18 protein-coding genes and 4 pseudogenes are annotated in these 21,156 nt (G+C 64.2%); 14 read left to right on the forward strand and 8 right to left on the reverse strand.

Features of this window, described 5'->3' with window-relative positions; all coding sequences use genetic code 11:
• The first annotated feature begins 186 nt into the window (after positions 1 to 186).
• The 9 genes and pseudogenes from H0B43_RS40840 (at position 187) to H0B43_RS40855 (ending at position 9,018) form a co-directional block, all read left to right on the forward strand.
• Positions 187 to 426, forward strand: coding sequence for a hypothetical protein (locus tag H0B43_RS40840; RefSeq protein ID WP_213015021.1), 240 nt, complete (start codon positions 187 to 189; stop codon positions 424 to 426).
• Between the two features lie 745 nt (positions 427 to 1,171).
• Positions 1,172 to 2,290, forward strand: coding sequence for an NDMA-dependent alcohol dehydrogenase (locus H0B43_RS01160; RefSeq protein ID WP_185729638.1), 1,119 nt, complete (start codon positions 1,172 to 1,174; stop codon positions 2,288 to 2,290).
• 73 nt (positions 2,291 to 2,363) lie between these two features.
• Entirely contained in the window at positions 2,364 to 3,800 is a 1,437-nt protein-coding gene (locus tag H0B43_RS01165; protein ID WP_185723593.1) for an aldehyde dehydrogenase family protein, read from the forward strand.
• Between the two features lie 290 nt (positions 3,801 to 4,090).
• Entirely contained in the window at positions 4,091 to 5,008 is a 918-nt protein-coding gene (locus tag H0B43_RS01170; protein ID WP_185729639.1) for an alpha/beta hydrolase, read from the forward strand.
• A 56-nt stretch (positions 5,009 to 5,064) separates the two neighbouring features.
• On the forward strand, positions 5,065 to 6,678 hold the full coding sequence (locus H0B43_RS01175; RefSeq protein WP_185723594.1) for an NAD(P)/FAD-dependent oxidoreductase: 1,614 nt from the start codon (positions 5,065 to 5,067) through the stop codon (positions 6,676 to 6,678).
• A 514-nt stretch (positions 6,679 to 7,192) separates the two neighbouring features.
• Entirely contained in the window at positions 7,193 to 7,720 is a 528-nt protein-coding gene (locus H0B43_RS01180; RefSeq protein ID WP_185723595.1) for a winged helix-turn-helix domain-containing protein, read from the forward strand.
• A 133-nt stretch (positions 7,721 to 7,853) separates the two neighbouring features.
• Positions 7,854 to 8,105, forward strand: coding sequence for a hypothetical protein (locus H0B43_RS40845; RefSeq protein WP_213015022.1), 252 nt, complete (start codon positions 7,854 to 7,856; stop codon positions 8,103 to 8,105).
• A gap of 210 nt (positions 8,106 to 8,315) precedes the next feature.
• Positions 8,316 to 8,552 (forward strand): annotated as a pseudogene (locus H0B43_RS43055) (SDR family NAD(P)-dependent oxidoreductase); the annotation flags it as partial.
• A gap of 283 nt (positions 8,553 to 8,835) precedes the next feature.
• Positions 8,836 to 9,018 carry a hypothetical protein gene (locus tag H0B43_RS40855; RefSeq protein WP_213015024.1) on the forward strand — a complete coding sequence of 61 codons (183 nt, stop codon included), beginning with the start codon at positions 8,836 to 8,838 and terminating at the stop codon, positions 9,016 to 9,018.
• Here H0B43_RS40855 and H0B43_RS40860 read toward each other — a convergent pair.
• Positions 9,003 to 9,503, reverse strand: coding sequence for a DDE-type integrase/transposase/recombinase (locus tag H0B43_RS40860; protein WP_185723596.1), 501 nt, complete (start codon positions 9,501 to 9,503; stop codon positions 9,003 to 9,005). The two genes, H0B43_RS40855 and H0B43_RS40860, sit on opposite strands and share 16 nt — an antisense overlap.
• An 896-nt stretch (positions 9,504 to 10,399) precedes the next feature.
• The gene (locus H0B43_RS01200) at positions 10,400 to 10,747 is read right to left on the reverse strand and encodes a hypothetical protein (RefSeq protein WP_312033604.1); all 348 of its coding nucleotides are present in this window, start codon (positions 10,745 to 10,747) and stop codon (positions 10,400 to 10,402) included.
• A 109-nt stretch (positions 10,748 to 10,856) separates the two neighbouring features.
• Between H0B43_RS01200 and H0B43_RS41195 the strand changes: the two genes are divergently transcribed.
• From H0B43_RS41195 to H0B43_RS41205, 3 genes are all read left to right on the forward strand, one after another.
• Positions 10,857 to 11,225, forward strand: a complete 369-nt coding sequence (locus H0B43_RS41195) for a helix-turn-helix domain-containing protein (protein WP_252189887.1) — start codon at positions 10,857 to 10,859, stop codon at positions 11,223 to 11,225.
• Positions 11,207 to 11,410, forward strand: coding sequence for a hypothetical protein (locus H0B43_RS41200; RefSeq protein ID WP_252189616.1), 204 nt, complete (start codon positions 11,207 to 11,209; stop codon positions 11,408 to 11,410). Before H0B43_RS41195 ends, H0B43_RS41200 begins: the two co-directional genes overlap by 19 nt.
• Before the next feature lie 164 nt (positions 11,411 to 11,574).
• Positions 11,575 to 11,733 (forward strand): hypothetical protein, encoded by a 159-nt coding sequence (locus H0B43_RS41205; protein ID WP_252189617.1) that lies wholly within the window; start codon positions 11,575 to 11,577, stop codon positions 11,731 to 11,733.
• A 124-nt stretch (positions 11,734 to 11,857) separates the two neighbouring features.
• Here the strand turns inward: H0B43_RS41205 and H0B43_RS42760 are convergent, their stop codons facing one another.
• The 3 genes from H0B43_RS42760 to H0B43_RS01220 all read right to left on the reverse strand — a co-directional run bounded on the left by H0B43_RS42760 (position 11,858) and on the right by H0B43_RS01220 (position 14,293).
• Positions 11,858 to 12,397, reverse strand: a complete 540-nt coding sequence (locus H0B43_RS42760; protein ID WP_213015025.1) for a group II intron maturase-specific domain-containing protein — start codon at positions 12,395 to 12,397, stop codon at positions 11,858 to 11,860.
• A gap of 154 nt (positions 12,398 to 12,551) precedes the next feature.
• The gene (locus H0B43_RS01215; RefSeq protein WP_252189618.1) at positions 12,552 to 13,511 is read right to left on the reverse strand and encodes a tyrosine-type recombinase/integrase; all 960 of its coding nucleotides are present in this window, start codon (positions 13,509 to 13,511) and stop codon (positions 12,552 to 12,554) included.
• Positions 13,508 to 14,293 carry a reverse transcriptase domain-containing protein gene (locus H0B43_RS01220; RefSeq protein WP_185729641.1) on the reverse strand — a complete coding sequence of 262 codons (786 nt, stop codon included), beginning with the start codon at positions 14,291 to 14,293 and terminating at the stop codon, positions 13,508 to 13,510. Before H0B43_RS01220 ends, H0B43_RS01215 begins: the two co-directional genes overlap by 4 nt.
• 639 nt (positions 14,294 to 14,932) lie before the next feature.
• Between H0B43_RS01220 and H0B43_RS01225 the strand changes: the two genes are divergently transcribed.
• A complete protein-coding gene (locus H0B43_RS01225; protein ID WP_185723598.1) occupies positions 14,933 to 16,138 on the forward strand; it encodes an IS4 family transposase in 1,206 nt (401 codons plus the stop codon).
• A gap of 364 nt (positions 16,139 to 16,502) precedes the next feature.
• Here the strand turns inward: H0B43_RS01225 and H0B43_RS01230 are convergent.
• Positions 16,503 to 17,135, reverse strand: a pseudogene (locus tag H0B43_RS01230) (acetyl-CoA C-acyltransferase); the annotation flags it as partial.
• Between the two features lie 89 nt (positions 17,136 to 17,224).
• Between H0B43_RS01230 and H0B43_RS01235 the strand changes: the two are divergent.
• Positions 17,225 to 18,913, forward strand: a complete 1,689-nt coding sequence (locus H0B43_RS01235; RefSeq protein ID WP_185723599.1) for an IS1634 family transposase — start codon at positions 17,225 to 17,227, stop codon at positions 18,911 to 18,913.
• A gap of 100 nt (positions 18,914 to 19,013) precedes the next feature.
• Here the strand turns inward: H0B43_RS01235 and H0B43_RS01240 are convergent.
• Both H0B43_RS01240 and H0B43_RS01245 read right to left on the reverse strand, forming a co-directional pair.
• Positions 19,014 to 19,573 (reverse strand): annotated as a pseudogene (locus H0B43_RS01240) (acetyl-CoA C-acyltransferase); the annotation flags it as partial.
• A 55-nt stretch (positions 19,574 to 19,628) separates the two neighbouring features.
• Positions 19,629 to 21,060: pseudogene (locus tag H0B43_RS01245) on the reverse strand (MFS transporter).
• Positions 21,061 to 21,156: the final 96 nt, after the last annotated feature.

Below are 21,156 nucleotides of genomic sequence, written 5' to 3' on the forward strand. Positions count from 1 at the left end.
CGATCACCTGCTCGGCCTTGAGGTTGGCAGCGTGATCCACACAGTCCTAGCCGGTCAGCAGGGTCCGTCCCGAACATCGACGGACACCGCCGGACCGTTTGAAGGCTTCCAGTTCGAGCAGCTACTTCACCTGCAGCATTGGCCGGGCAGACGGGCCGCCGTTCCGCGGGACCCGGGTTTACTGGCGTGCCCAGCTTCTCGCGCCGCGAGCGCGCTCGGGCGCCTCATGAGATTCCTCGGATCGTTTATGACTCGTGGGGGGTCAGAGGGTTCGTCGTCGACGGCACCCAGTTGGCCGAGCAAATGGTCACCACCGTGCGCACTGGGGAGAGCGCTCATTTGCCGGACGATGATCGGCAACGGATGGGCATTCTGATCAAGACCAGCGCCGATACCGGCCCGAGAGCCGGCGATGAGGATCGATGAACACCGCCGGAGGGTCCCGGCACCCAAGGGCAGCGGTGCTGATTCCACATCCACACCAATCCTTATGCTGCGCTACCGAAGTACGCGTATGCGAACGGATGGCGCCGTGGCTTGGAACGGAGTTGCCACCGCAAGGGCAGCGTTTACGTTCGGTCAACTCGATAAGCGCAAGCGCAAGCGCCGCAGGGCCGTCGAGCGTTCGTCGTCGCGGTCGGGGATCGAGCAGTGGCGCGGCAGCGGCGCCGGTACTACTAGCTCGCCTCGACCTACTGGACCGGAGCGATATTCTCCGAGGCAGGCTGCCCAGACACTCCACCATGGAGTGCTTTCGTCCCCATCAGACGAGAACCGACCTGTCGATCACATCGGCGACCACAGTTGCCGACGGCCAATTGAGCAATATATGTATTCGCAATCGACCCCGAGGAGTTACGTCACATCCAGCCGGCTTTCGAGCCGGAAGGGCCGGATTGTTGCGCAATGCGTCCGCGGAGGGCAGGGCTATTGTGCGCTAGTTCACAATGCTCTACAGTCGACCTCACCGCAGACCCGCGTGAATTACTGGAAGTTTCGACTTTCCCATTCGCGTCGCAATGCGCCACGGTGCCAAGGCATGCGGTCGTTCGCATGTTCACCCTCCATGCTGTCGCGCCCAATCCTCCCCCGCGGACCGATCGGCTCCCCGACTGACAGGTCCGAGCCCGGTGAGCGCGCTACCTGCCAGAACTTCGAAGGAAGAGAACCTATGAGAACGCGAGCCGCCATCCTCACCACGGCGCCCGGTAAGTACGAAACCACAGAGGTAGACCTCGATGCGCCCCGTCAGAACGAGATCACGGTCGAACTGGTCGCGTCTGGTCTGTGCCACTCCGACGACCACTACTCGACCGGCGACATCCTCGCAGGCAACTACCCGCTGTGCGGCGGGCACGAGGGTTCAGGCGTCGTGGTCGACGTCGGCCCGCATACCCCGGGTTGGCAAGTCGGTGATCATGTCGTGTTTTCCTTCGTTCCCTCCTGCGGCAAGTGCCGTTGGTGCGCCGAGGGCAAGCAGAATCTCTGCGATATCGCCGCCAACATGTTGATCGGGGCGCGATTCGACGATCCGACGAGCTTCCGTATGGCTCTTAACGGCGCACCGGTCGGACAGGTCTGTGGTGTCGGAAGTTTCAGCCAGTACACCACTGTCAGCGTCGATTCGGCGGTCAAGGTGGACAAGGAGATTCCGCTCGCCATGTTGTCGCTCGTGGGGTGTGGTGTGGCCACAGGCTGGGGATCCTCGGTCCACGCCGCCGGAGCCCGCCCTAACCACACAGTCGTCGTGATGGGAATCGGAGGCATCGGCGCCAGTGCACTGCAGGGCGCGGCGCATGTGGGAGCCCGCGACATCATCGCCGTGGACCCGGTCGCGTTCAAGCGCACAGCTGCGCTGGAGCTGGGGGCCACTCACGCGGTCGAGACGATCGAGGAAGCGACAGATTTGGCGAGGTCCATGACCAACGGCCAGGGCGCCGACTCGGTCGTGGTATCGGTCGGCGTCACCACCGGCGAGCACGTCGGCCAGGCGATGAACGCGATCCGCAAGGCGGGCACAGTCGTCGTCACCGGCGCCGGCCCGGTGAAGGTCTCCGACGTCCCCATCAACCTGATCGACCTCACGATGTCCCAAAAACGCATCGTCGGAGCGCTCTTCGGGATGTCGAGTCCTCGCGAAGCAATTCCCAGGCTGGCAAGTCTTTACAAGGCGGGCCGCCTCAAGCTCGACGAGATGGTTACCAAGGAGTACACGCTCGACGAGGTCGCTCAAGGCTATGAGGACATGCACGCCGGAACGATCATCCGCGGGATGGTGTCGTTCCGTTGATCGGAAAGCTCGGCAGCGACTCCTCTGGGACGTCTGGAGACCGTTGCCCACCCATCATCACTCAGGAGGAAGCATGACCACATCCGTTACCGACGTCGCGGAGGTCTTCGTCGGCGGACATTGGCGGCCGACGACCGGCGAAGGCTTCGATATCATCTCCCCGGCCAACGAGGAAGTAGTTGCCCGTGCGGTGCTCCCGACCCAGGCCGACGCCGACACCGCATTGACTTTGGCCCGTGAGGCGTTCGACGACGGACGCTGGTCGCGGCTCAGCATCGACGAGCGTGCCGACAAGGTGGCGGCGTTTTGCGCAGCGTTCGAGAGGCGTAGGAGCGATTTCGACAGCGCATGGGTCATCGAGTCTGGCCCGACACTCGAGCACGCTGACCTGCTCAGCGGTGCGGTTGTCGCCATGTGGCAGGACCAGGTCGCGCACGCTCGCGCAATACCGTTACAGGAGCGCCGGGCACTGCCGGACGGCGAGGTCCTGATCCGCCGCGAGCCGGCTGGGGTGGCGGTGGTCGTCACCACCTGGAACGGCCCCGCCCTCTATTTTGCGATGAAGGTGGTTCCTGCCCTGCTGGCAGGCTGCACCGTTGTGGTCAAGTCGGCGGTGCAGTCACAGCTCACCAGTCGGATCCTCGCGGAGTGCGCGGACGAGGCTGGGTTCCCGGAGGGAGTGCTCAGTGTCCTGGCGGCACCGACTCCGATCAGCGAGTACCTCGTTGCTGATCCACGGGTAGATCATGTGAGTCTGACCGGCTCAATTCCGGCTGGTCGAAGCGTGATGGCGGCGTGTGCATCCAACTTGACCGACCTGACCCTGGAGTTGGGCGGCAAGTCTCCGGCGATCCTGATCGGCGACGTCCCGTTGGAACGCGTTCTGCCCTCGCTGATTCCGGGTTTCATCGCCTACCAGGGCCAGATCTGCGCTGCCCTCACCCGTGTTCTGGTGCCCGAGCACCGTCGGGACGAAATCGTCGATGCGCTGGTCGAGCAGCTTGCGGGCCTGCAGATCGGCGACCCCACCGAAGCCGGCACCGTGATCGGCCCACTGGCATCGGCCCACCAGTTCGAACGCGTTCGCGGCTACATCCAAAAGGGGATAGATGAGGGAGCAACGTTGGTCCTCGGTGGGCTGGAGCGTCCGCGATCACCCGGTTTCTACCTGGCGCCCACGGTCTTCGCCGACGTGACACCGGAGATGACGATTGCTCGGGAGGAGATCTTCGGTCCCGTGCTCAGCGTCATGACCTACCGAGACCTCGATGACGCGCTTGCTATCGCGAACGGCACCGAGTACGGGTTGGCCGGATCGGTCTACGCGGACGATGACGAGACGGCACTCGCGGTGGCAAGCAGGCTCGAGTCCGGCGCCGTCGCTGTCAACACAGCACGTCCGTCGTTGTTCGCCCCCTTCGGCGGCCGTCGAAACTCCGGCTTCGGCCGCGAGAACGGGCCCGAAGGAATCGCGGAGTTCCTCCGTATCAAGTCCGTCATGTTGAGCTGAGCACAGCGCTTCTGCAGCCAAGTTCGGACGCACCGACGGGCGCTGCCGGGTAACTCCCCGGGCACGGGAATTAATTCGAACAGCTATCGAAGAATCTCGTCGCGGCTTGCGCCTCCGCGAACAAGATCAGCACGATTGCGGTCGACCCGCTGATGGTCGACAACCTCAGGCGTATTCGGTCGCCGGGTCGATCGCCGAATGAGTTCCGTGCAGCCGTTTTGCGTGATGCACTAGAACAGCTGCAAGTCAACATTTCGCCGCAGATCATCGACAAGCGCGAAGGAGTGCAGATGGCACTGGATGAGGCAACAACGCAGTTTCTCGCCACGATGGCTGAATCAGGCACCAAGCCAATAGAAGATATGACCCCGCAGGAGGCCCGCGCGCTCGGGAAGGTGTTACGGGACATGTACGGCCCCGGCCCTGCCGTCGCCAGTAGCACCGACTATCAAGTTGCCACCCCGGACGGGGGGAATATCGGCGTTCGCGTTCTCGCAGTCGAGGCTCCCCGCGGCGCCATCGTCTACTACCACGGCGGGGGGTGGGTGATGGGGACTCTCGATGAGTTCGACACCCTCTGCCGTCATCTGGCGACCCGGACCGGTTGCACGGTCGCAATGGTCGACTACCGACTCGCGCCCGAGTACCGCTACCCCACCGCCGCGGAGGACGCCTGGACTGCGTTGCGCTGGGTCGCCGATCAGCGGCTCGGCGAGGGGCCGCTGATCGTGGCCGGAGACTCGGCGGGCGGCAACCTTGCGGCGGTCACCGCGCAACGCGCGAAAATCGAAGGAGGGCCCCAGATTGCGATGCAGGTTCTCGTGTACCCAGTTACGGATTGCGATCTGGACAATTCGTCCTACGCCGACCCCGCGAATCAACTGATGGTGAGTCGCGCCTCGATGATCTGGTTTTGGGCGCACTACGCGGATCCGAACGACCGCACCAACCCCGATGCCTCGCCGATACGTGCCGCGGATCTGTCCGGTTTGCCTCCCGCTGTCGTCGTCACCGCCGAGCACGACCCGCTATTGGACGAGGGAGAGGCCTACGCGCAGAAACTCCGCGCCGCAGGTGTAACAGTCGAGTCGCGCCGGTTCAGGGGTCAGATGCACGGTTTCTTCACCATGGTCAACGTCCTTCCCGGCCATCAGGACGGTCTCGACTATGTGGTCGAAAACATTGAGCGTGTCATTGCCGGCGGTTAGGCCCGGCTTGTCCGCTTCCTCGATATGTAAGAACACTGCAGGAGAGAGCAACACGAATGAGCACACATCAGTCGGTCGACGCAGTCGTTGTCGGAGCCGGATTCGCGGGGCTCTACCAAATTTACCGGTTCCGTGAATGTGGACTTTCGGTCAGGGGATTCGAAGCCGCCTCAGGGGTTGGGGGAACATGGTGGTGGAACCGCTATCCCGGTGCACGGTGCGATGTCGAAAGCATGGACTATTCCTACGGGTTCTCGGCCGACCTCGATCAAGACTGGACCTGGTCTGAGAAGTACGCGACCCAGCCGGAGATTCTCCGCTACCTTGAACACGTCGCCGAGCGGCTCGACCTCGAACGGCACATCACGTTCGGCACCAGGGTCGAGAGCGCCATCTACGATTCCGATCGCTGCCGCTGGACGATCAGCGCGAGCAACGGTGAGACGGTCGAGGCGCGCTGGGTAGTGATGGCGACCGGGTGCCTGTCGGTCTCCAAGGCACCGGAAATCCCCGGTGCCGATCGCTTCACCGGGCCGATCTACCACACCGGGGACTGGCCTCACGAAGGGATGGACTTCGCCGGGAAACGGATCGCGGTGATCGGTACGGGCTCCTCGGGTATCCAGTCGATCCCGATCCTCGCCGAGCAGGCAGCCCACACAACTGTGTTCCAGCGGACTCCCACCTTCAGCATGCCTGCCGGCAACCGACCGCTCACGGACGTCGAGATCAACGCGCGCAAGGCTGAGTACCCCGACTACCGGCGCCGGCAGAAGGAATCGTCCTTCGGCGTCCCGGTCGCGCCCCCCACGCAGTCCGCGCTCGAAGTTTGCGAGGCCGATCGATTGTCCACGTACCAGGCTGCTTGGGACAGCGGCCGTCTCACGGGGCTGCTCGGTGCCTACACGGATCTCTTGGTGGACAAGGCGGCTAACGACACGGCAGCTGAGTTCGTCCGCTCGAAGATCCGAGACATCGTCGACGAACCGGAGGTCGCTGCGCTGCTGTCCTCACACAACTACCCGTTCGGCAGCAAACGACCGTGCCTGGACTCGGGCTACTACCAGACCTTCAACAAGGACAACGTCGACATAATCGACCTGCGAAGTACACCGCTGATCGAGATAACAGAGACGGGCATCCGCACCTCGCGCCAGGAGTACGCGTTCGATGCGATCGTCTTCGCCACAGGGTTCGATGCAATGACGGGCGCGTTGGCCAGAATCAATATTCGCGGTGAGGGCGGGATGTCGCTGGCCGACAAATGGTCCGAAGGTCCACGATCCTACCTCGGCCTGGCCGTCGCCGGGTTCCCCAATCTGTTTACAGTGACGGGCCCGTCAAGCCCATCGGTGCTGTCGAACATGGTCGTATCCATCGAGCAACACGTCGACTGGATAACCGAGTGCGTACAATGGATCCGCGAAAAGGGCGCCGACGCCATCGACGCAACCGAATCCGCCGAGTCCGACTGGATCCAACACGTCGAGATGGTTGGTAACTCAACCCTTTACCCGGTTGCCGACTCTTGGTATGTCGGAGCCAACGTCCCCGGGAAGCCCCGCATATTGATGGCCTACGTCGGCGGAGTTGGGGAATACCGGAAGATTTGCGACGACGTTGCCCGCCGGGATTACACAGGATTCACAACGAAAGCCGCCCGGGTGTAAACGTCTCCCCAGCGGTGTTTTGCGAGCCGCGCTGCCCTGAATCCTCCGGGGACTCCCCACCGACGCTTCGACTGTGCGTCGATCCAATCGTGGTGGCGCGGCGATCGCCGGCCGCGTCACCGCCCACGCTGCCCGGTCCCTGATCTCGGGAAGCCATCTCGAGATCAGCTCGCGCCAGAGTGCCTCGTCGAGCTTCCTGCCCGCGTTGGCGCCAACCCCGCCGGCAACGCGGGTGCGTCGCACCCCGAAGCTGCGCGAATGCACGCACAAGAAACTGCGGAAATGTATCTGATTAGGAATCCCTACTGACACGGAGTTTGGTCACCAGACGCACCACCGACATGGATCTGGAAGCCGACACGGAAACGCGGAACTGTTCTCGTCGACCATGTCAGTTACACAACGTCGTGACCAAGATTCTCACAAAGCCCTGTTGCCAGCAACCTAAAGACGTTTCGGGCAATAGGGTCTGTTGTTGCACGGGATTCACAATGCGCTGCTGGATCATTGATGAATGGCAGGTAAGGAATCCGGTTCGGGCGAGGGCTCGGAGGCCCGGAAAGTCAAGCGGCGCGGCGGTCGTCGGGATCTCGAGGCGTTGCGTGACCGGCGGACGCGGGCGGCGGAGATGTTCGCTGCGGGACGGCGGCAGGTCGATGTCGCGGCCGAGTTGGAGGTGTCCCCGCAGACTGCGTCACGCTGGTATCGACAGTGGACCGAAGGGGGCAACGAGGCGTTGGAAGGTGCCGGTCGCGCTGAACTCCGACCCCGCTTCGATGACGGCCAGATCGAGGTGATCCGAGAGGAGCTGCTCAAAGGACCCCAAGCGAATGGCTTCACGACCGGGGTGTGGACCCTGGGTCGGGTTGCGATCGTGATCGAGCGGCTCACCGGCGTGACCTACGGACCCACTCAGACGTGGACGATCCTGCGGACCCGACTGGGCTGGAGTCGGCAGCGGCCCGCACGGCGGGCGGTCGAACGCGACGAGGACGCTATCGTCGCTTGGCGCGAGAACGAGTGGCCGCGGATAAAAAAATAGCGCGGCGCCGAGGTGCGTGGATCTGCTTCCAGGACGAAAGTGGTGTGTCGCTGCTCCCGGTGGTCCGCACAACCTGGGCGCCAAAGGCGTGACACCCGTTCTACATCACCGATTCTCTCGGAAGCGAATGTCCATGGCCGGAGTCCTGGCCTATCGGCCCGACCGCAGCGAAAGCGCGTTCGTGTTCTCCATGACTGGCTCGTACAACACCGACAAGCTGATTGTCACCGGATCCGGAGGCCGACTCGGCCGGGCGTATGTCCACGGGCTCGCCCCGGCCGGTGCTGCGGTCGTCGTCAACGACCTCGATGGGGACGTCGCCAAGGACACCGTCGAGAGCATTGTGTCGAGGGGCGGGCGCGCCGTCGCCGAGGTTGCCCGGTAGGCACATCCGATGTGGCGGACGCGTTGGCTCAGCGGGCAGTATCCGAATTCGAGCGACTCGACGTCGTGGTCACCAACGCCGGGGCGATCCGAGACAAGACGCTGCGCAACACCACTGACGAGGGTTTCGAACTTGTCGTGGGTAGCCACCTTCGCGGCACGTTTACTGTGGGCGGGCTGCCGTTGATCAGTTCCGGCAGCAGGGCGAGGGTGGGCGAGGTTGATCCTCGTCGGTTCGTCTGCCGGCCAGCGGGCCAGCTTCGGCCAAACCGCGTACTCGGCGTCCAAGGGGGCCATCGTGGCGATGATGCGTACTTCGGCTGCCGAATGCAGGAAGCTCGACGTGACCGTCAACGCGATCATTCCCACCGCCATGGTCGACCATCCCGGGTCCGCAACGATACGTCACAGAAAACCCGATTCCGAAGAATGCCCCGTGTTGGACTAAAGGCACAGTGAAGATCTATAGTGTACCTGTGAACGATACAATGTAGGCATCTCGATGTGATCGATGGTCGATCTCACGAATCGCTCCGTGTGTCGGCGCCGCCATCCCACTATTCCCACCGCCCTGACTCGCATGGTCGCCACCATCCCCGGTCTCGGCGAACTCGTAGAGAAGGCAGTAGCGGGCGAGTCGATTCCGAAGAATGCACGCCGTGTTGGACTCGGCACACCGGACGATGTCTCCCCGCTAGTGGTGTACCTGGCGTCGAAGGCATCAGTTGCATGTGACCGGGCAGGCCATCGCGGTCGGTGGTGATCGGATCGCCCGGTGGCGGGCGATCTCCACGACACCGCCTCCGGTGCGGGCGACGATCACCAATTCATCGCCGATGACCCGGCACCACACCTTCGCCCCTTGGTGCCCGTCCGGCGTCGAGTACCGCACGTTGCCTCAGATGATGGTCTGATCGAAGCCGACGAGACGCTCGCCGCCGAGGGCAAGCAGATGCGGATCATCCGGCAACACGTGCAGGTGGCCGAGTTCGGTGGCCAACCGTGTGGCCGGGGCCGCTCCGACCGCGCGGTGCGGGCGGGCGTTGACCTTCTCGCACCACCGATCGCACGCGTCGGCGAGCTCGGCGAAACTCGGGTAGTCGCCCAGCAGGTTCGCATCGGTCGGCACCAGATCGGCCTTCGCGATCTTGACCGTGTGCTCGGCGCCGCCCTTCGATTCCGGGTCGAACGGATCACACGTGTGCACGACGCAGCCGTAATGCCTTCCTAGGGAGACGATGTCGGGGTGGCGAACGGGAACTCCGGCGATCCGGTCCATCGTGACGGTTCGGGGATTGTCGGTCAGCAGATACGTCGGTGCCCCACCGATCCGGCGCAGCATGGTGTCCAGGCAGGCGATCAACGTCGGGAGCTGCTGGTCCCACGCCGGCACCACCACCTTCGAACCTCGACCACGACAACCATGCGCAGAACAGTTGAGTCCGCCGGCCACCGACCCGTCGGGCCCTCACCCCAATCGAACTGCAACCACATTCCCGGCTCCGGATCCAGGGCCGATACTTTCGGCGGTGCCCGGCCCGGTAGGTCGCCTTGAGCTCGGCGACCGCGCGACGGGTGGTGCGGTCGGTGCGGTCGGTGCCGTCGAAGCCCATCGCGGTGAGCCGTTCGTGCACCACATCCGCCCTGATCCGGCCCTGTGAGGCATCCACCAGCTCCTCGACCTTCCCGAGGAACGGGTCGATCGACCGCGCACGACGCGCGCGGCCGGCCGGGTCACGGCCGGCGTCGCGGAGCTCGACATACCGGGCCACCGTCTTCTCGTCACACCCGACCAGCTGCGCCGCCGAATGCGCACACCGGGTCAGGTCATAGGCTTCCAAGATTTCCATCACTTCCCTGGCACACTTGGTCATGGGGTTCCTTCGGTCGGTTGGTTTGCGCGGCAAACCAGGCCAACTCGGACGAAGGAACCCCGCCCGGTATTTACGCCAGCGTGTCAATCAGCGCGTCGTGACCACCGACCCGGAATCCTCGTGTCCACCGATCCCGAGAAACCGTGTCCGCCCAATTCTGACCTGTCCGTCGGCAATCCAGAACCGCGGCGCACAGGTGAGAGCCGCCTCTCCGGCCGAGGCGGAGACCACCGAGATATGTATCGCCATCGAAGGGCTCTGTGGTGCAGAGGCTACCGAGAACATCACCAACGCCGAGATTGCAGAAATCGCTGCTCCGCGCGGAGCTGATCACCGCGGCCGAAACCACAGATGCCTTCGCATGCCCGCGGCTGGACCACATGCTGCACAATCTGATTCGTGTTCTTAGTGGTCTGATCCGTTAATTCGTCGGGGGTTGTTGGAAGCCTGTGGGGTCGGCGAGGTAGAGCCCGCATGCGGTGTCGAGAGCATCTTCCGGTGTGCCGGCGAAGTCGCCGTTGGGCAGGATCGAATCCTGGTATTTGCCGCTGAGGGCGAGGTGGATCGCGAATCCCCACGAGCGGGCCGATCCGCCGTAACGCAGCCGCATCAACGGGATGATGGTCCCGTCGGGGAGGGTGGCGTCGACGTAGGCGAACGAGCCACGGAACCGGGCGTCGACGTCTCGCAGCTGCGGCCAGCGGGCGCGGGCGTGATCGAACAAGCGAAGACGCAGGGAGTTCTTCGTCGATTCCGGTGGTGTGGGCACGGGTTTCATCGTGCCCGACGACACCCGTGTCGGTCATCTGGCACGCGGACCTCGCGCGTGAGTGTGGAGGCATGTGTGACGACTGTGAACTAGTGGTGCCGTCGTGGTGATGGTCAGCCCGTACCGGATCGTGTTGGACGAGCGGGAACGCAGCGAGCTCGAGCGGCGGGTGCGGGCCGGCAACACCCCGCAGAAGGCGGCGCTGCGGGCGTTGATCGTGTTGATGGCTTCCGACGGCGCGTCTAACGCGGCTATCGCCGACGAGCTCGGCATCTGCGTCGATGCCGCCCGCAAGTGGCGCGCTCGGTTCTGCGCCAAGGGCATCAAGGGATTGGTGGATGCCTCCCGGTCGGGGCGTCCGCCGGTATCACGCCCACCGAGGTCGCGCAGGTCAAGGCGTGGGCGTGTCAGCTTCCCGCCGAGTACGAGCTGCCTCTGTCTCGGTGGAGCGCCCCGGAGTTGGCTCGGCAGTTGGTGATCGACGGCATCAGCGCGTCGGTTACGACGGTCCGCCGCTGGCTCGCGCAGGACGCCCTCAAGCCCTGGCAGTACCAGTCGTGGATCTTTGTCCGGGACCCGCAGTTCGAAGCGAAGGCCGCCGTCGTCCTCGATCTCTACGCCCGAAGGTTCGATGGAGTCGCGTGGAGGCGGATGAGTACGTGATCTCTGCGGATGAGAAACCGTCCATCCAGGCCCGCCGGCGCTGCCATCGAACGCAGCCGGCGGGCGCAGGACGGCCGATGCGCGTCAATCACGATTACCGCCGCGGTGGGGCCCCTCGCGTATCTGGCGGCCTACGATGTGCATCAAGCGAAGGTGTTCGGCCGATGCGAGCAGACCTCGATGCCGTCGAGCAACGTCTGCTCGCCTTCGAGGACCGCTACGACGCCACCGCTTCGCCGTTCAGGTGGCGTTACACCGCCACCGACCTACACCGACACCTCGAACGACTCGACCACCACGACCGAATCCTACAAGCGGCATGACCCCCGACGAACTAACGGATCCGACCACTTAGAGCGCCGGGTGGCCCCGGGGAATCTCGCCCCGGGGCTCCCACAGAACGGAGCGTGACAGTCTCCCGTCACTCCGCTCTTCTCATCCAGTCCGTCAGAACTCGGTCATCCACTTCCAGTGGGCGAACAGGCCCGGCTGGCGTTGCAGCAGGCCCTTCCACCATCGCTGGGCTTTCTTGAACGATCTGAGCCGTTTGAATCTCCGTCGCGCCCATCGCACCAGATAGGTGTTGATGCGTCGCAGGATGGCGTGGATCTCGGTCCGGTAGAACCGGCCGTAGTAGTTCATCCAGCCGCGAACGACCGGGTTGATCCACCGCGCCAACTCTTCCAAGTCGGTCGTGGTGCGTAGATGCAGCCGCCAGGACCTAACCACCGCGCCCATATTCTTGCGGGCATCGATGCTGGCCGCGGGCAGGAACGCCGAGAACATGCTCGCCTGGTCCCGCGTCGGGGCCTTCCTGGCTCGGAACGTGTACCCGAGGAACGTGAACGAGGTGTTCTCATAATCGAGGCGCCTCTTACGGTCCTTGCAGTACACTATCTTCGTTTTGGTCGGATGCAGTTGCAGCCCGACCTGCTCCATCCGCGTTTCCAACGCGGCCAGCACTTTTCGCGCCTGCCGCTCGGTCACGCAATGCACCACCCCGTCATTAGCTTATGCCGACCACCGGATTATGCCGACCGTGGCGTGACGGTGCTGGTCAGCGGGGCTGAGTCGGCGGTGTGGTCGGCATAATCCGGTGGTCGGTTTCGGGGTCAAAGTCCGTCGAGGAATGCGAGTAGCGTCAGGTGCTCGGTATCGACCGGGACTTGTGTTGTGGGGCTGGACGCGTGCGAGGGCTTGCTCCTTGATGGTCATGTCGGCGTGTAAGGTAGGCCTGGGTGGATCCAGGGTCTTCGTGGCCGAGCCAGAGCGCGATCACCGAGGTGTCCACCCCTGCGTGCAGCAAAGCCATTGCCGCCGAGTGCCGCAGCGTATGCGGTGTGATGTTCTTGCCGGTGAGGGTTGGACAGTTCTTCACGGCTCGGGAGGCGTGTTTGGTGACCAGCTTCTGGACTGCGTCCGATGAGAGCCGCCCGCCGACTCGGGTCGCGAACAATGGGTCACCCGGCCCACCGCCGCACTCGGTGAGCCAAACCCGCAGTGTGGCAACGGTTTGTTTGGTCAGGGGTGTGGCTCGGTCCTTGCGGCCCTTGCCGTGGCAGCGGACGTGCGCCCCGGTTCCGAGTTCGACATCGCCGATTGTGAGGCCCGTCAGCTCACTCAGGCGGAGCCCGGTTTGGCAGGCGAGCAGCAGCAGCGCGTGGTCGCGGCGCCCGAGCCCGGTGTTGCGGTCAGGCGCGGCCAGCAGGGCGTCGATCTCGTCGGCGGTCAGGAAGCAGACCACGGGGCGATCGCAACGTTTGGGTGGGATGGCCAGCACCTTGCTGATTTGCTCGGCGTGCTCGGGTGCGTGCAACGCGGCGTATCGGAACAGGGAACGGATCGCGGCCAAGCGCGCGTTGCGGGTTGAGACCGTGTTGGTGCGCCCGGACTCGATATGGGTCAGAAAGGCCGTGACCAATTCCGCGTTCACCTCGGCGATATCGAGGCCGCTCGGGGGATGCCCCGTCTTCTCGTACGCGAACGTCAGCAGCAGGCGGCATGTGTCGCGGTAGGCGGCAATCGTGTTCGGGCCGGCCTGGCGCTGCCGGAGCAGTTTGTCGGTGAAGAATCCCTGCAGGATCGGGGCCAGCGGGCTCATACCGGCACCCCGAACGCATTCTCGAGCCGGGATGCCGCCAACGCCAGCAATTCCGGGACGGCGTGAAGATACCAGTTATTCCGACATAAGTCCGCGTAGCGTTCGAACTCAACGGTCGGGAACTCTCGTTCCAACCAGGAGTCGAACGCATAGTGCATGAACAGGTTCGCCAAAACTGGCGAGATTGCCGACCCCTGCGGGGTCCCGCGATCACGCTCGACGACCCTGCCCTCAGGCGTTCGGATCGGGGCAGCCAGCCACCGCCGCACATACAGCACAATCCAGCGCTGCTCGTGGGTGACGTTGGCTTCCACCGCCTTGACCATCAGGTCCCAGGCGACACTGTCGAAGAACTTACGGACATCAAGATCGATGACCCAGGACTTCGACCAGCACCTTTCCCGGCACCTGGCCACCGCATCCAGCGCGCCACGCCCCGGCCGATACCCGTAGGAGTCATCGTGAAAGATCGACTCCGTGCGGGGCTCGAGCGTCAACGCCGCCACCGTCTGCGCCACCCGATCACCGATAGTAGGCACACCTAAAATTCGCGTCCCACCAGCGGCTTTCGGTATTTCCACCGCCCGCACCGGAGGTGGGAAAAACGTCCCCGACGACATCCGATTCCAGATCTTGAAGAGATTGTTCTCCAAATCGGCCTCGAACTCCTCGATCGACACTCCATCCACCCCGGCAGCACCCTTGTTCGCCTTGACCTGCTTCCACGCTTTCCACACCAGACGCTTGGAGATATCGAACGGTTTCCCGCTCGGACCTGACATGTTCACTCGTCTCCTCCCGGGCCTCGCCCGGTTGCTCGAACAACCACATCCAGATGAGCCGGCCCCTTCGCTCCACCCCCATTACAGGGGTTTCACCGCTACTACGAGCCGGTCCGCCGGCGCGCGCCGCGACGGTACTCAGCACCTCCGGTTTCAGCCGTTCGGTGTGCTCCCTCTCGCCCACCACCCCACCGGGATGGCCGACAGTGTCGACACGCGCCTTCCCACGTTCCGCACAGCAGCCGCAGACCGGACTCACGCCACCTGCACGCCGGACACCGCCTGGCCAATAAACGGGCACCCGCCAGACTCATCCCGAGATTGCATTGAGACCCCGGTTTCGATGTCATTTCCTAAATCTCGACGCTTCAGCAGTGGTTCACTCGCGTTCGTCTTCCCGGTCCCCACCTGACGACTCTCTCGCCGCCTTTTCCTCGACGCTCACCACGACAGTCTTCAACTAACGCAGCTCGAGGTGGTTTGACGCCTTCCCCCGCAGGACGACGCCGAAGGGCCACAAACCTTCATCTCCTGTGCAGCAAGCACTTCCAAGCCAGCCGCCTCCTACATGACGACTCCTTTCCGCGCCGTGGCGCAACAATACCGTTCAGTTAGCGGTTGCATAGTTTATGATGAGGCGTGCCTCGGAGTGGATGGGTGAAGCCGGTCTCGGATCGGCGGTTGTCGGATGTGGTGTCGGTGGGGTTGTTGACCAGGGTGTTCCCCGCGTCCCTGGTTGATGAGGTGATCGCGGAATGCGGTCGGACCGAGCAGCGCAGTAGGTCGTTGACCGCTCGGGTGACGGCGTATTTCGCGATCGGGATGGCATTGAATTCGGAAGGCTCCTACGAGGAGGTCTTCGAGCAGCTCACCGACGGTTTGTCATGGTCGTCGGGATGGTCGCAGTCCTGGTCGCCGCCGACGAAATCGGCCATCTTCCAGGCCCGTTCACGGCTGGGGCACGAACCGGTGCGGGAGCTGTTCCGCCGTGTCGCACGACCGCTCGCCGACGCGGATACACCCGGATCCTGGCTCGCCGGGCGCCGGCTGGTGGCCCTCGACGGGACCTGCCTCGACCTGCCCGACACCCCGGTCAACGCCGAGCATTTCGGGCGGCCCGGATCGAGTCACGGCGAGAAGGCCGCGTTCCCGCAGGCACGATTGGTGGCCCTCGCCGAATGCGGCACCCACGCGGTCTTCGACGCCGCGATCGGGCCTTGCCGCACCTCCGAGCGGGAGCTCGCGCACGACCTGTTCGACACACTAGAACCGGAAATGCTGCTGCTCGCCGACCGCGGCCTGTACGGATTCGACATGTGGACCCGGGCCGCCGCCACCGGCGCCGACCTGCTGTGGAGAGTCACATCGGCCCTCTCACCCCGGCACCTCGAAACCCTCGACGACGGATCCTGGCTGGCGCACATCGTCCCCACCTCCGGGAAGAATCGGCGGCAGCGAACACCACTGACGGTGCGCGTGATCGACTACACCCTCGACGACGGGCGGGACAACCCCGAGCAGTACCGGCTGCTGACCACCATCCTCGACCCCGCCGACGCATCCGCGGAAGAACTCGCCCTCGCCTACGCCCAACGCTGGGAGATCGAGAACACCTTCGACGAACTCAAAACCCACCAACGCGGACCACGAGCAGTCCTACGGTCGAAATCCCCACCGCTGGTCCAGCAGGAAATCTGGGGGCACCTGTGCTGCCACTACGCCATCCGCACCCTGATGCGCGACGCCGCGACCGCCGGCAGTCACGACCGAAGACCGGATCTCCTTCGTCACCGCCTGCGGATCACCCGAAGATCCCTGTCCCACAGCTCTTTTTCCCCCTCATAACCACCACGCCGCCACCCGATTGTGGAATCAGGGCATCGTCAAACTCCTGCGCCGCATAAACCCAGCCCGCCGCCCCCGATCAAACCCCCGCGTCGTCAAACGCAAAATCCTCAAATGGGCAGCCAAACGCGCACACCACCAACACCATCCACAACCCACCCAACCGCCGAAATGCACCATCCTCGTTCACTAACTGAACGGTATTGCACTTAGAGCGTAATGGTTGTTAGCCGGCGAATGTCGCTGTCGTGACCACTGCACCGCCCGTGCGATCCCTGATACGACCGCGGGCCACCAGATGAGTCCACGTGCGCGTCACGACCCGCCAGCACTCGGGTATGAAGTTCGACACCATGACGAGTGCTCAGCTGAGGCGTTCTAGCACCATGGCCATACCCATGCCGCCGCCGACACATATGGTCTCGACACCGAACGACTTGTCGTGCGCCTTCAGGTTGTTCAGCAACGTCGTCGTAATCTGGGCACCCGTCATACCGAGCGGGTGGCCGCGGCGATGGCGCCACCGGAGACATTGAGCTTGTCGTGGTCGATACCGAGGTCCCCAGCCGAACCGAGAACCTGCACGGCGAACGCCTCGTTGATCTCGAACAGGTCGATGTCGGAGATCGACATGCCGCGATGGACAGCGCCTTGCGGGTGGCTTCGATCGGTCCCAGGCCGATGATCTCGGGCAAAGTTCCGGTGACGCCGGGAGACGGCCCGCGCCAACAGGGCGAGACCGAGTGCCTTGGCCTTGGTTTCGCTCATGATCACCAGTGCTGCAGCGCCGTCGTTGAGCGGGCACGCGTTGCCGGCGGTGACGGTTCCGTTGGGACGGAACACCGGCTCGAGCTGGCTGATCTTCTCGTACGTGGTGCCGGCGCGCGGACCGTCGTCGGTGGACACCACGGTGCCGTCGGGAAGCGTCACGAGTGATCTCGCGCTCGAAGAAGCCGGACTCGAGTGCTTCCTCGACGCGGTTCTGGCTGCGGACGCCCTAGCTTGAGTTTCCCCGCTATCTGCTCGGTCGGCGTGTCTTTTCCTGTGGTGCTTGCCTTTTAGTCCCGGGGAATATATTACCTAAATATGTCGTCGATCGTGGGGAAACGTCAGGGCGGCAAGACGTACTACTACCTGGTCGAATCCGCACGGGTGGACGGTAAGCCGCGGATCGTCTCGCAGCAGTATTTGGGGAGCGCGGACGAGGTGACGGCGAAGCTGGCGGGGGCCGAGTCGGGGCAGCCGGTCCGCAGTGCGCACAAGAGCTTCGGGGATGTGGCGGCGGTGTGGTCGATCCTCGAACGCCTCGGTGTCGCTGAGGTCATCGACGCGGTCGTGCCGCGTCGGTCGGATGCGGCGGTGTCGGTGGGCACCTACATGACGTTGGCCACCGTCAACCGGGTGGTGGCACCACGGTCGAAGGCCGCGTTCGCGCAGTGGTGGGCGGGCACCGCGGGGTCCCGGTGGGTCAAGGCTCCGGCCGCCGCGCTCGATCACCGCCGGTTCTGGAAGGCGATGGACCGACTCGGCGAGGACGAGCTCCGCCGGGTCGAGACCGAACTGGGTCGGCGGATGGTCACCGAGTTCGGGCTGGACCTGTCCGGGCTGGCATTGGACATGACGAACTTCGCCACCTTCATCGACTCGGCCAACGAGGCGGCGCCGATCGCGCAACGCGGCAAGGCGAAACAGAAACGGGTTGACCTGCGGCTGGTCGGGCTGGCGTTGGTGATCACCCGCGACGGCGGCATCCCGATCGTGGCGCACCCCTACCCCGGGGACCGACCCGACGTCACCCAGTTCCCCGACGTCCTCGACGCCCTGGTGGCGCGCTACCGGGACCTGACCAGCTCTATCGAGTCGCTGACCGTGGTCTACGACGCCGGCCAGAACTCCGCCGCCAACCACGCCCACGTCGAGGAGTCGGGGATCGGGTTCGTCGGCTCCCTGCCCCCGAGCGATCATCCCACCCTGCTGGCGATCGGCAGGTCCCGCTACACCAGCGTCGACGAGGACCGGTATCCCGGCCTGCGATGTGTCGACACCGAGGTCAGTGCGCTGGGGGTGACCCGCCGGGCGGTGTTGACACACTCGCCGAACCTGCACGCCAAACAGTCCCGTGGATTCGACCAGACCCTGGCCAAGACCCGCCGACAACTCGCCGAACTGCAGGCCACCCTCGCGGGCGGGCGCACCCGCCGCGACAAGGCAGCCGTGCAGGCCGAGATCGACCGGATCTGCCGACCCCGCTGGGTGCGTGAGGTGCTCACCACCACCCTGACCGGGGAGACTCCGGCGATGCTGCGCCTGTCCTGGCGAACCGACACCAAGGCCCGGAAGCGACTGGAACAGCGGATCTTCGGCAAACGGATCCTGTTCACCAACCGAGACCACTGGAGTACCGCGGAGGTGGTGGCCGCCTACCGGTCCCAGTCCGAGGTCGAGTCCGGCTTCCGGCAACTCAAGGACACCCACGTCGTCTCGTTCTCCCCGATGCATCACTGGACCGACTCGAAGATCCGCGTCCACGTCTTCTACTGCGTCCTGGCCCTGGCCGTCGCACACCTGATGCGCCGCCAGGCCGCACACGCCGGCCTGCACCTGTCCGTGCGCGCCCTGCTCGCCGAACTCGCCGACATCGAGGAAACCGTGCTGCTCTACCACCACGGCGGCAAGGGACGCCCCCGCGCCCGCCGCATGCTCACCGACATGACCGACACCCAGCACCGCCTCTACGATCTGTTCACCCTCGACCGCTACGCCCCCACCCGATGAGCGCAGCCAGTTAGGTAATACACCCACACCACCCCAAAATGCCCACTGGCCAGCGCAAATACCACACAACCCCGAGCTAGCGGGGAAACTCCGGCTAGTGGTCCTGCTCCTCGCGGCCGATGCCGGACAGAAGCGCCACGTTCTCGGCGGTCTGGCCCATCGCGATGTACACGTCGAGACGCTCGCCGATCTCACGAGGATCGGTCCACGTGTCGGCCCTCTTCCTGCGCCTTTTTGGTGCGGACCTTCGCGTCGGCGAAGAGCGGATTGTGGCTCTGCGGCAGCCAATCGGAGTTGCCGTGCACAAAGCTCGAAACGCTCTCGACTCCGGCGGAGATTAAGGCGTCACCCTCGCTCGCCTTGATCGCGTGCAGAGCCATGCGGGTTGTCTGCGGCGACGAGGAACAGTAACGGGCGATGGTGGTACAGGGAGACGAGTAGCCGAGGAGAACAGCGACGATGCGGGCGAGGTTGTCGCCCTGCATACCGTCGGGCTGACCGCAGCCGAGAGCTGATCGTCGATGTCGAGGGGTTCGACGATCTCGGGCACTTTCGCCAACGCCGCTGCCAGCATCTGCACGGTCAGGTCGTTCGGACGGATGTCCTCGAGCGACCCTTCATCGCGCGGCCGATCGGTGAGCGGGCGGTACTGACGATCACTGCTCTGGCATGTAGAGACTTTCGTTCGGTGCGTGGGTCAAATTCAGGTGTTGCGTTACGCGATTGAGTTCCGGGTGTCGACGTTGTGGGCGCCTACTGCCGGGCCACCGGCTGCGGGGCTCTGGTGCGTCTGGCGTGAGGAGACAGCGCGGGGAACGAGCGTCACGGCTGCGACACCGATGATGGCCGGGAGTGCGAAGGCGAGGAACTGCAGGTTCAGTGGTGCACCGGATGCAATGTACACGCCGTCGTAGAGTGGGCCGAGCACACCGCCGACCCTGCCGACTGCCAGCGCAAGTCCCAAACCTGTTGCGCGGCAGTAAGTCGGATAGTAGCTACCGACGTAAGCGAGGAGTATCTGCGATCCTTGTGTTCCGAACCCGGCCAGGGCGACGAGCAGGTACACCACAATTGTCGGCGGTGCCAGGCTCAGTGTCACGAGCGAGAGCGCCGCGGACCCCATCGCCACCATGCTCATGGACTTGAGCCCGAATCTGTCGGCGAGAATCGATGCGCCCAGTGAGCCGATCACGGCACCGGCGTTGAGGACGAGGACGAAGCTCAACGCAGAGGTCAACGGGTAGCCGGCGGTATGCAACAACTCCGGAAGCCAGGACGAGACACCGAAGAACACCATCAGAGAGCAGAAGGTGGCGGTCCAGAAAAGAATGGTTGCTCGCCATGTGGACCGGCCGAACAGGGCGACCGCTTTGGATTCGGTTGCCTTGGCTCCGTCGCCGGGGGTCGATACCGGTTCGACGCGGAAACGCCGTTCGATTGTCGCCGCTTCGTCGTGGCGTCCTCTGGTGCGGAGGAACGCCGGCGATTCAGGGAGTTTCTTGATCAGGATGGGGACGACGACGAGCACGGGAGGGAATCCGGCGACGAACATTCCGCGGAATCCATAGCTCGGGACCAGCCAGGGGGAGCAATCCGCTGGCCATGCCGCCGAAACCGACGCCGACGAAGCTGATGGCCGCCGACCTGGCACGCCTGTTGGGCGGGGAGAACTCCAGCAGGATGGCCATTGCAGTGGGCATCAGGGCTCCGGCGCCGAGGCCGACTACGAACCGGCCGATGCCGAATATTTCGGGTGAGGTGGCGAACGCGCACAGGCCCATCGCCACGGAGAAGAGGACGACGCTGCAGATGATGGTTCGACGTCGGCCCCACCGGTCCCCCATCGAGGCTGCGAGCAGCGCTCCTGCTCCCATGCCGAACACGGCGGCAGAGCCGAGGAAGCCGACTGCGGTGGGGTCGAGTCCCCATGGTTCGTACGTCAATAGCGACGGGCACGATGGTGCCTTACATGACAAGGTCGTAGCCCTCCAGGCAGAGGACAGTGAAGGCCAATGCAAGTAGCAGTGGCGAGGTTCTGGGAACTTCGGCGGGGGTAACTGGGGTCTGATCCACGAGGGGTCCTTAGGTCGTAGCGCGTCGAACACGTGTGGCTGCGGCTGCTGCTGTTGAAACGATGGGGCACACACCGCGTGCGCCTGTAATTCGTTGACGCGGAGGGCCCAGATAGCTGAATTCGGTCAGCCGTGCAGAATGCTGTCTACCGATGGGTCGAGATTGTGTTT

This window comes from Rhodococcus sp. 4CII (assembly GCF_014256275.1).
Lineage (GTDB): Bacteria > Actinomycetota > Actinomycetes > Mycobacteriales > Mycobacteriaceae > Rhodococcus_F > Rhodococcus_F wratislaviensis_A.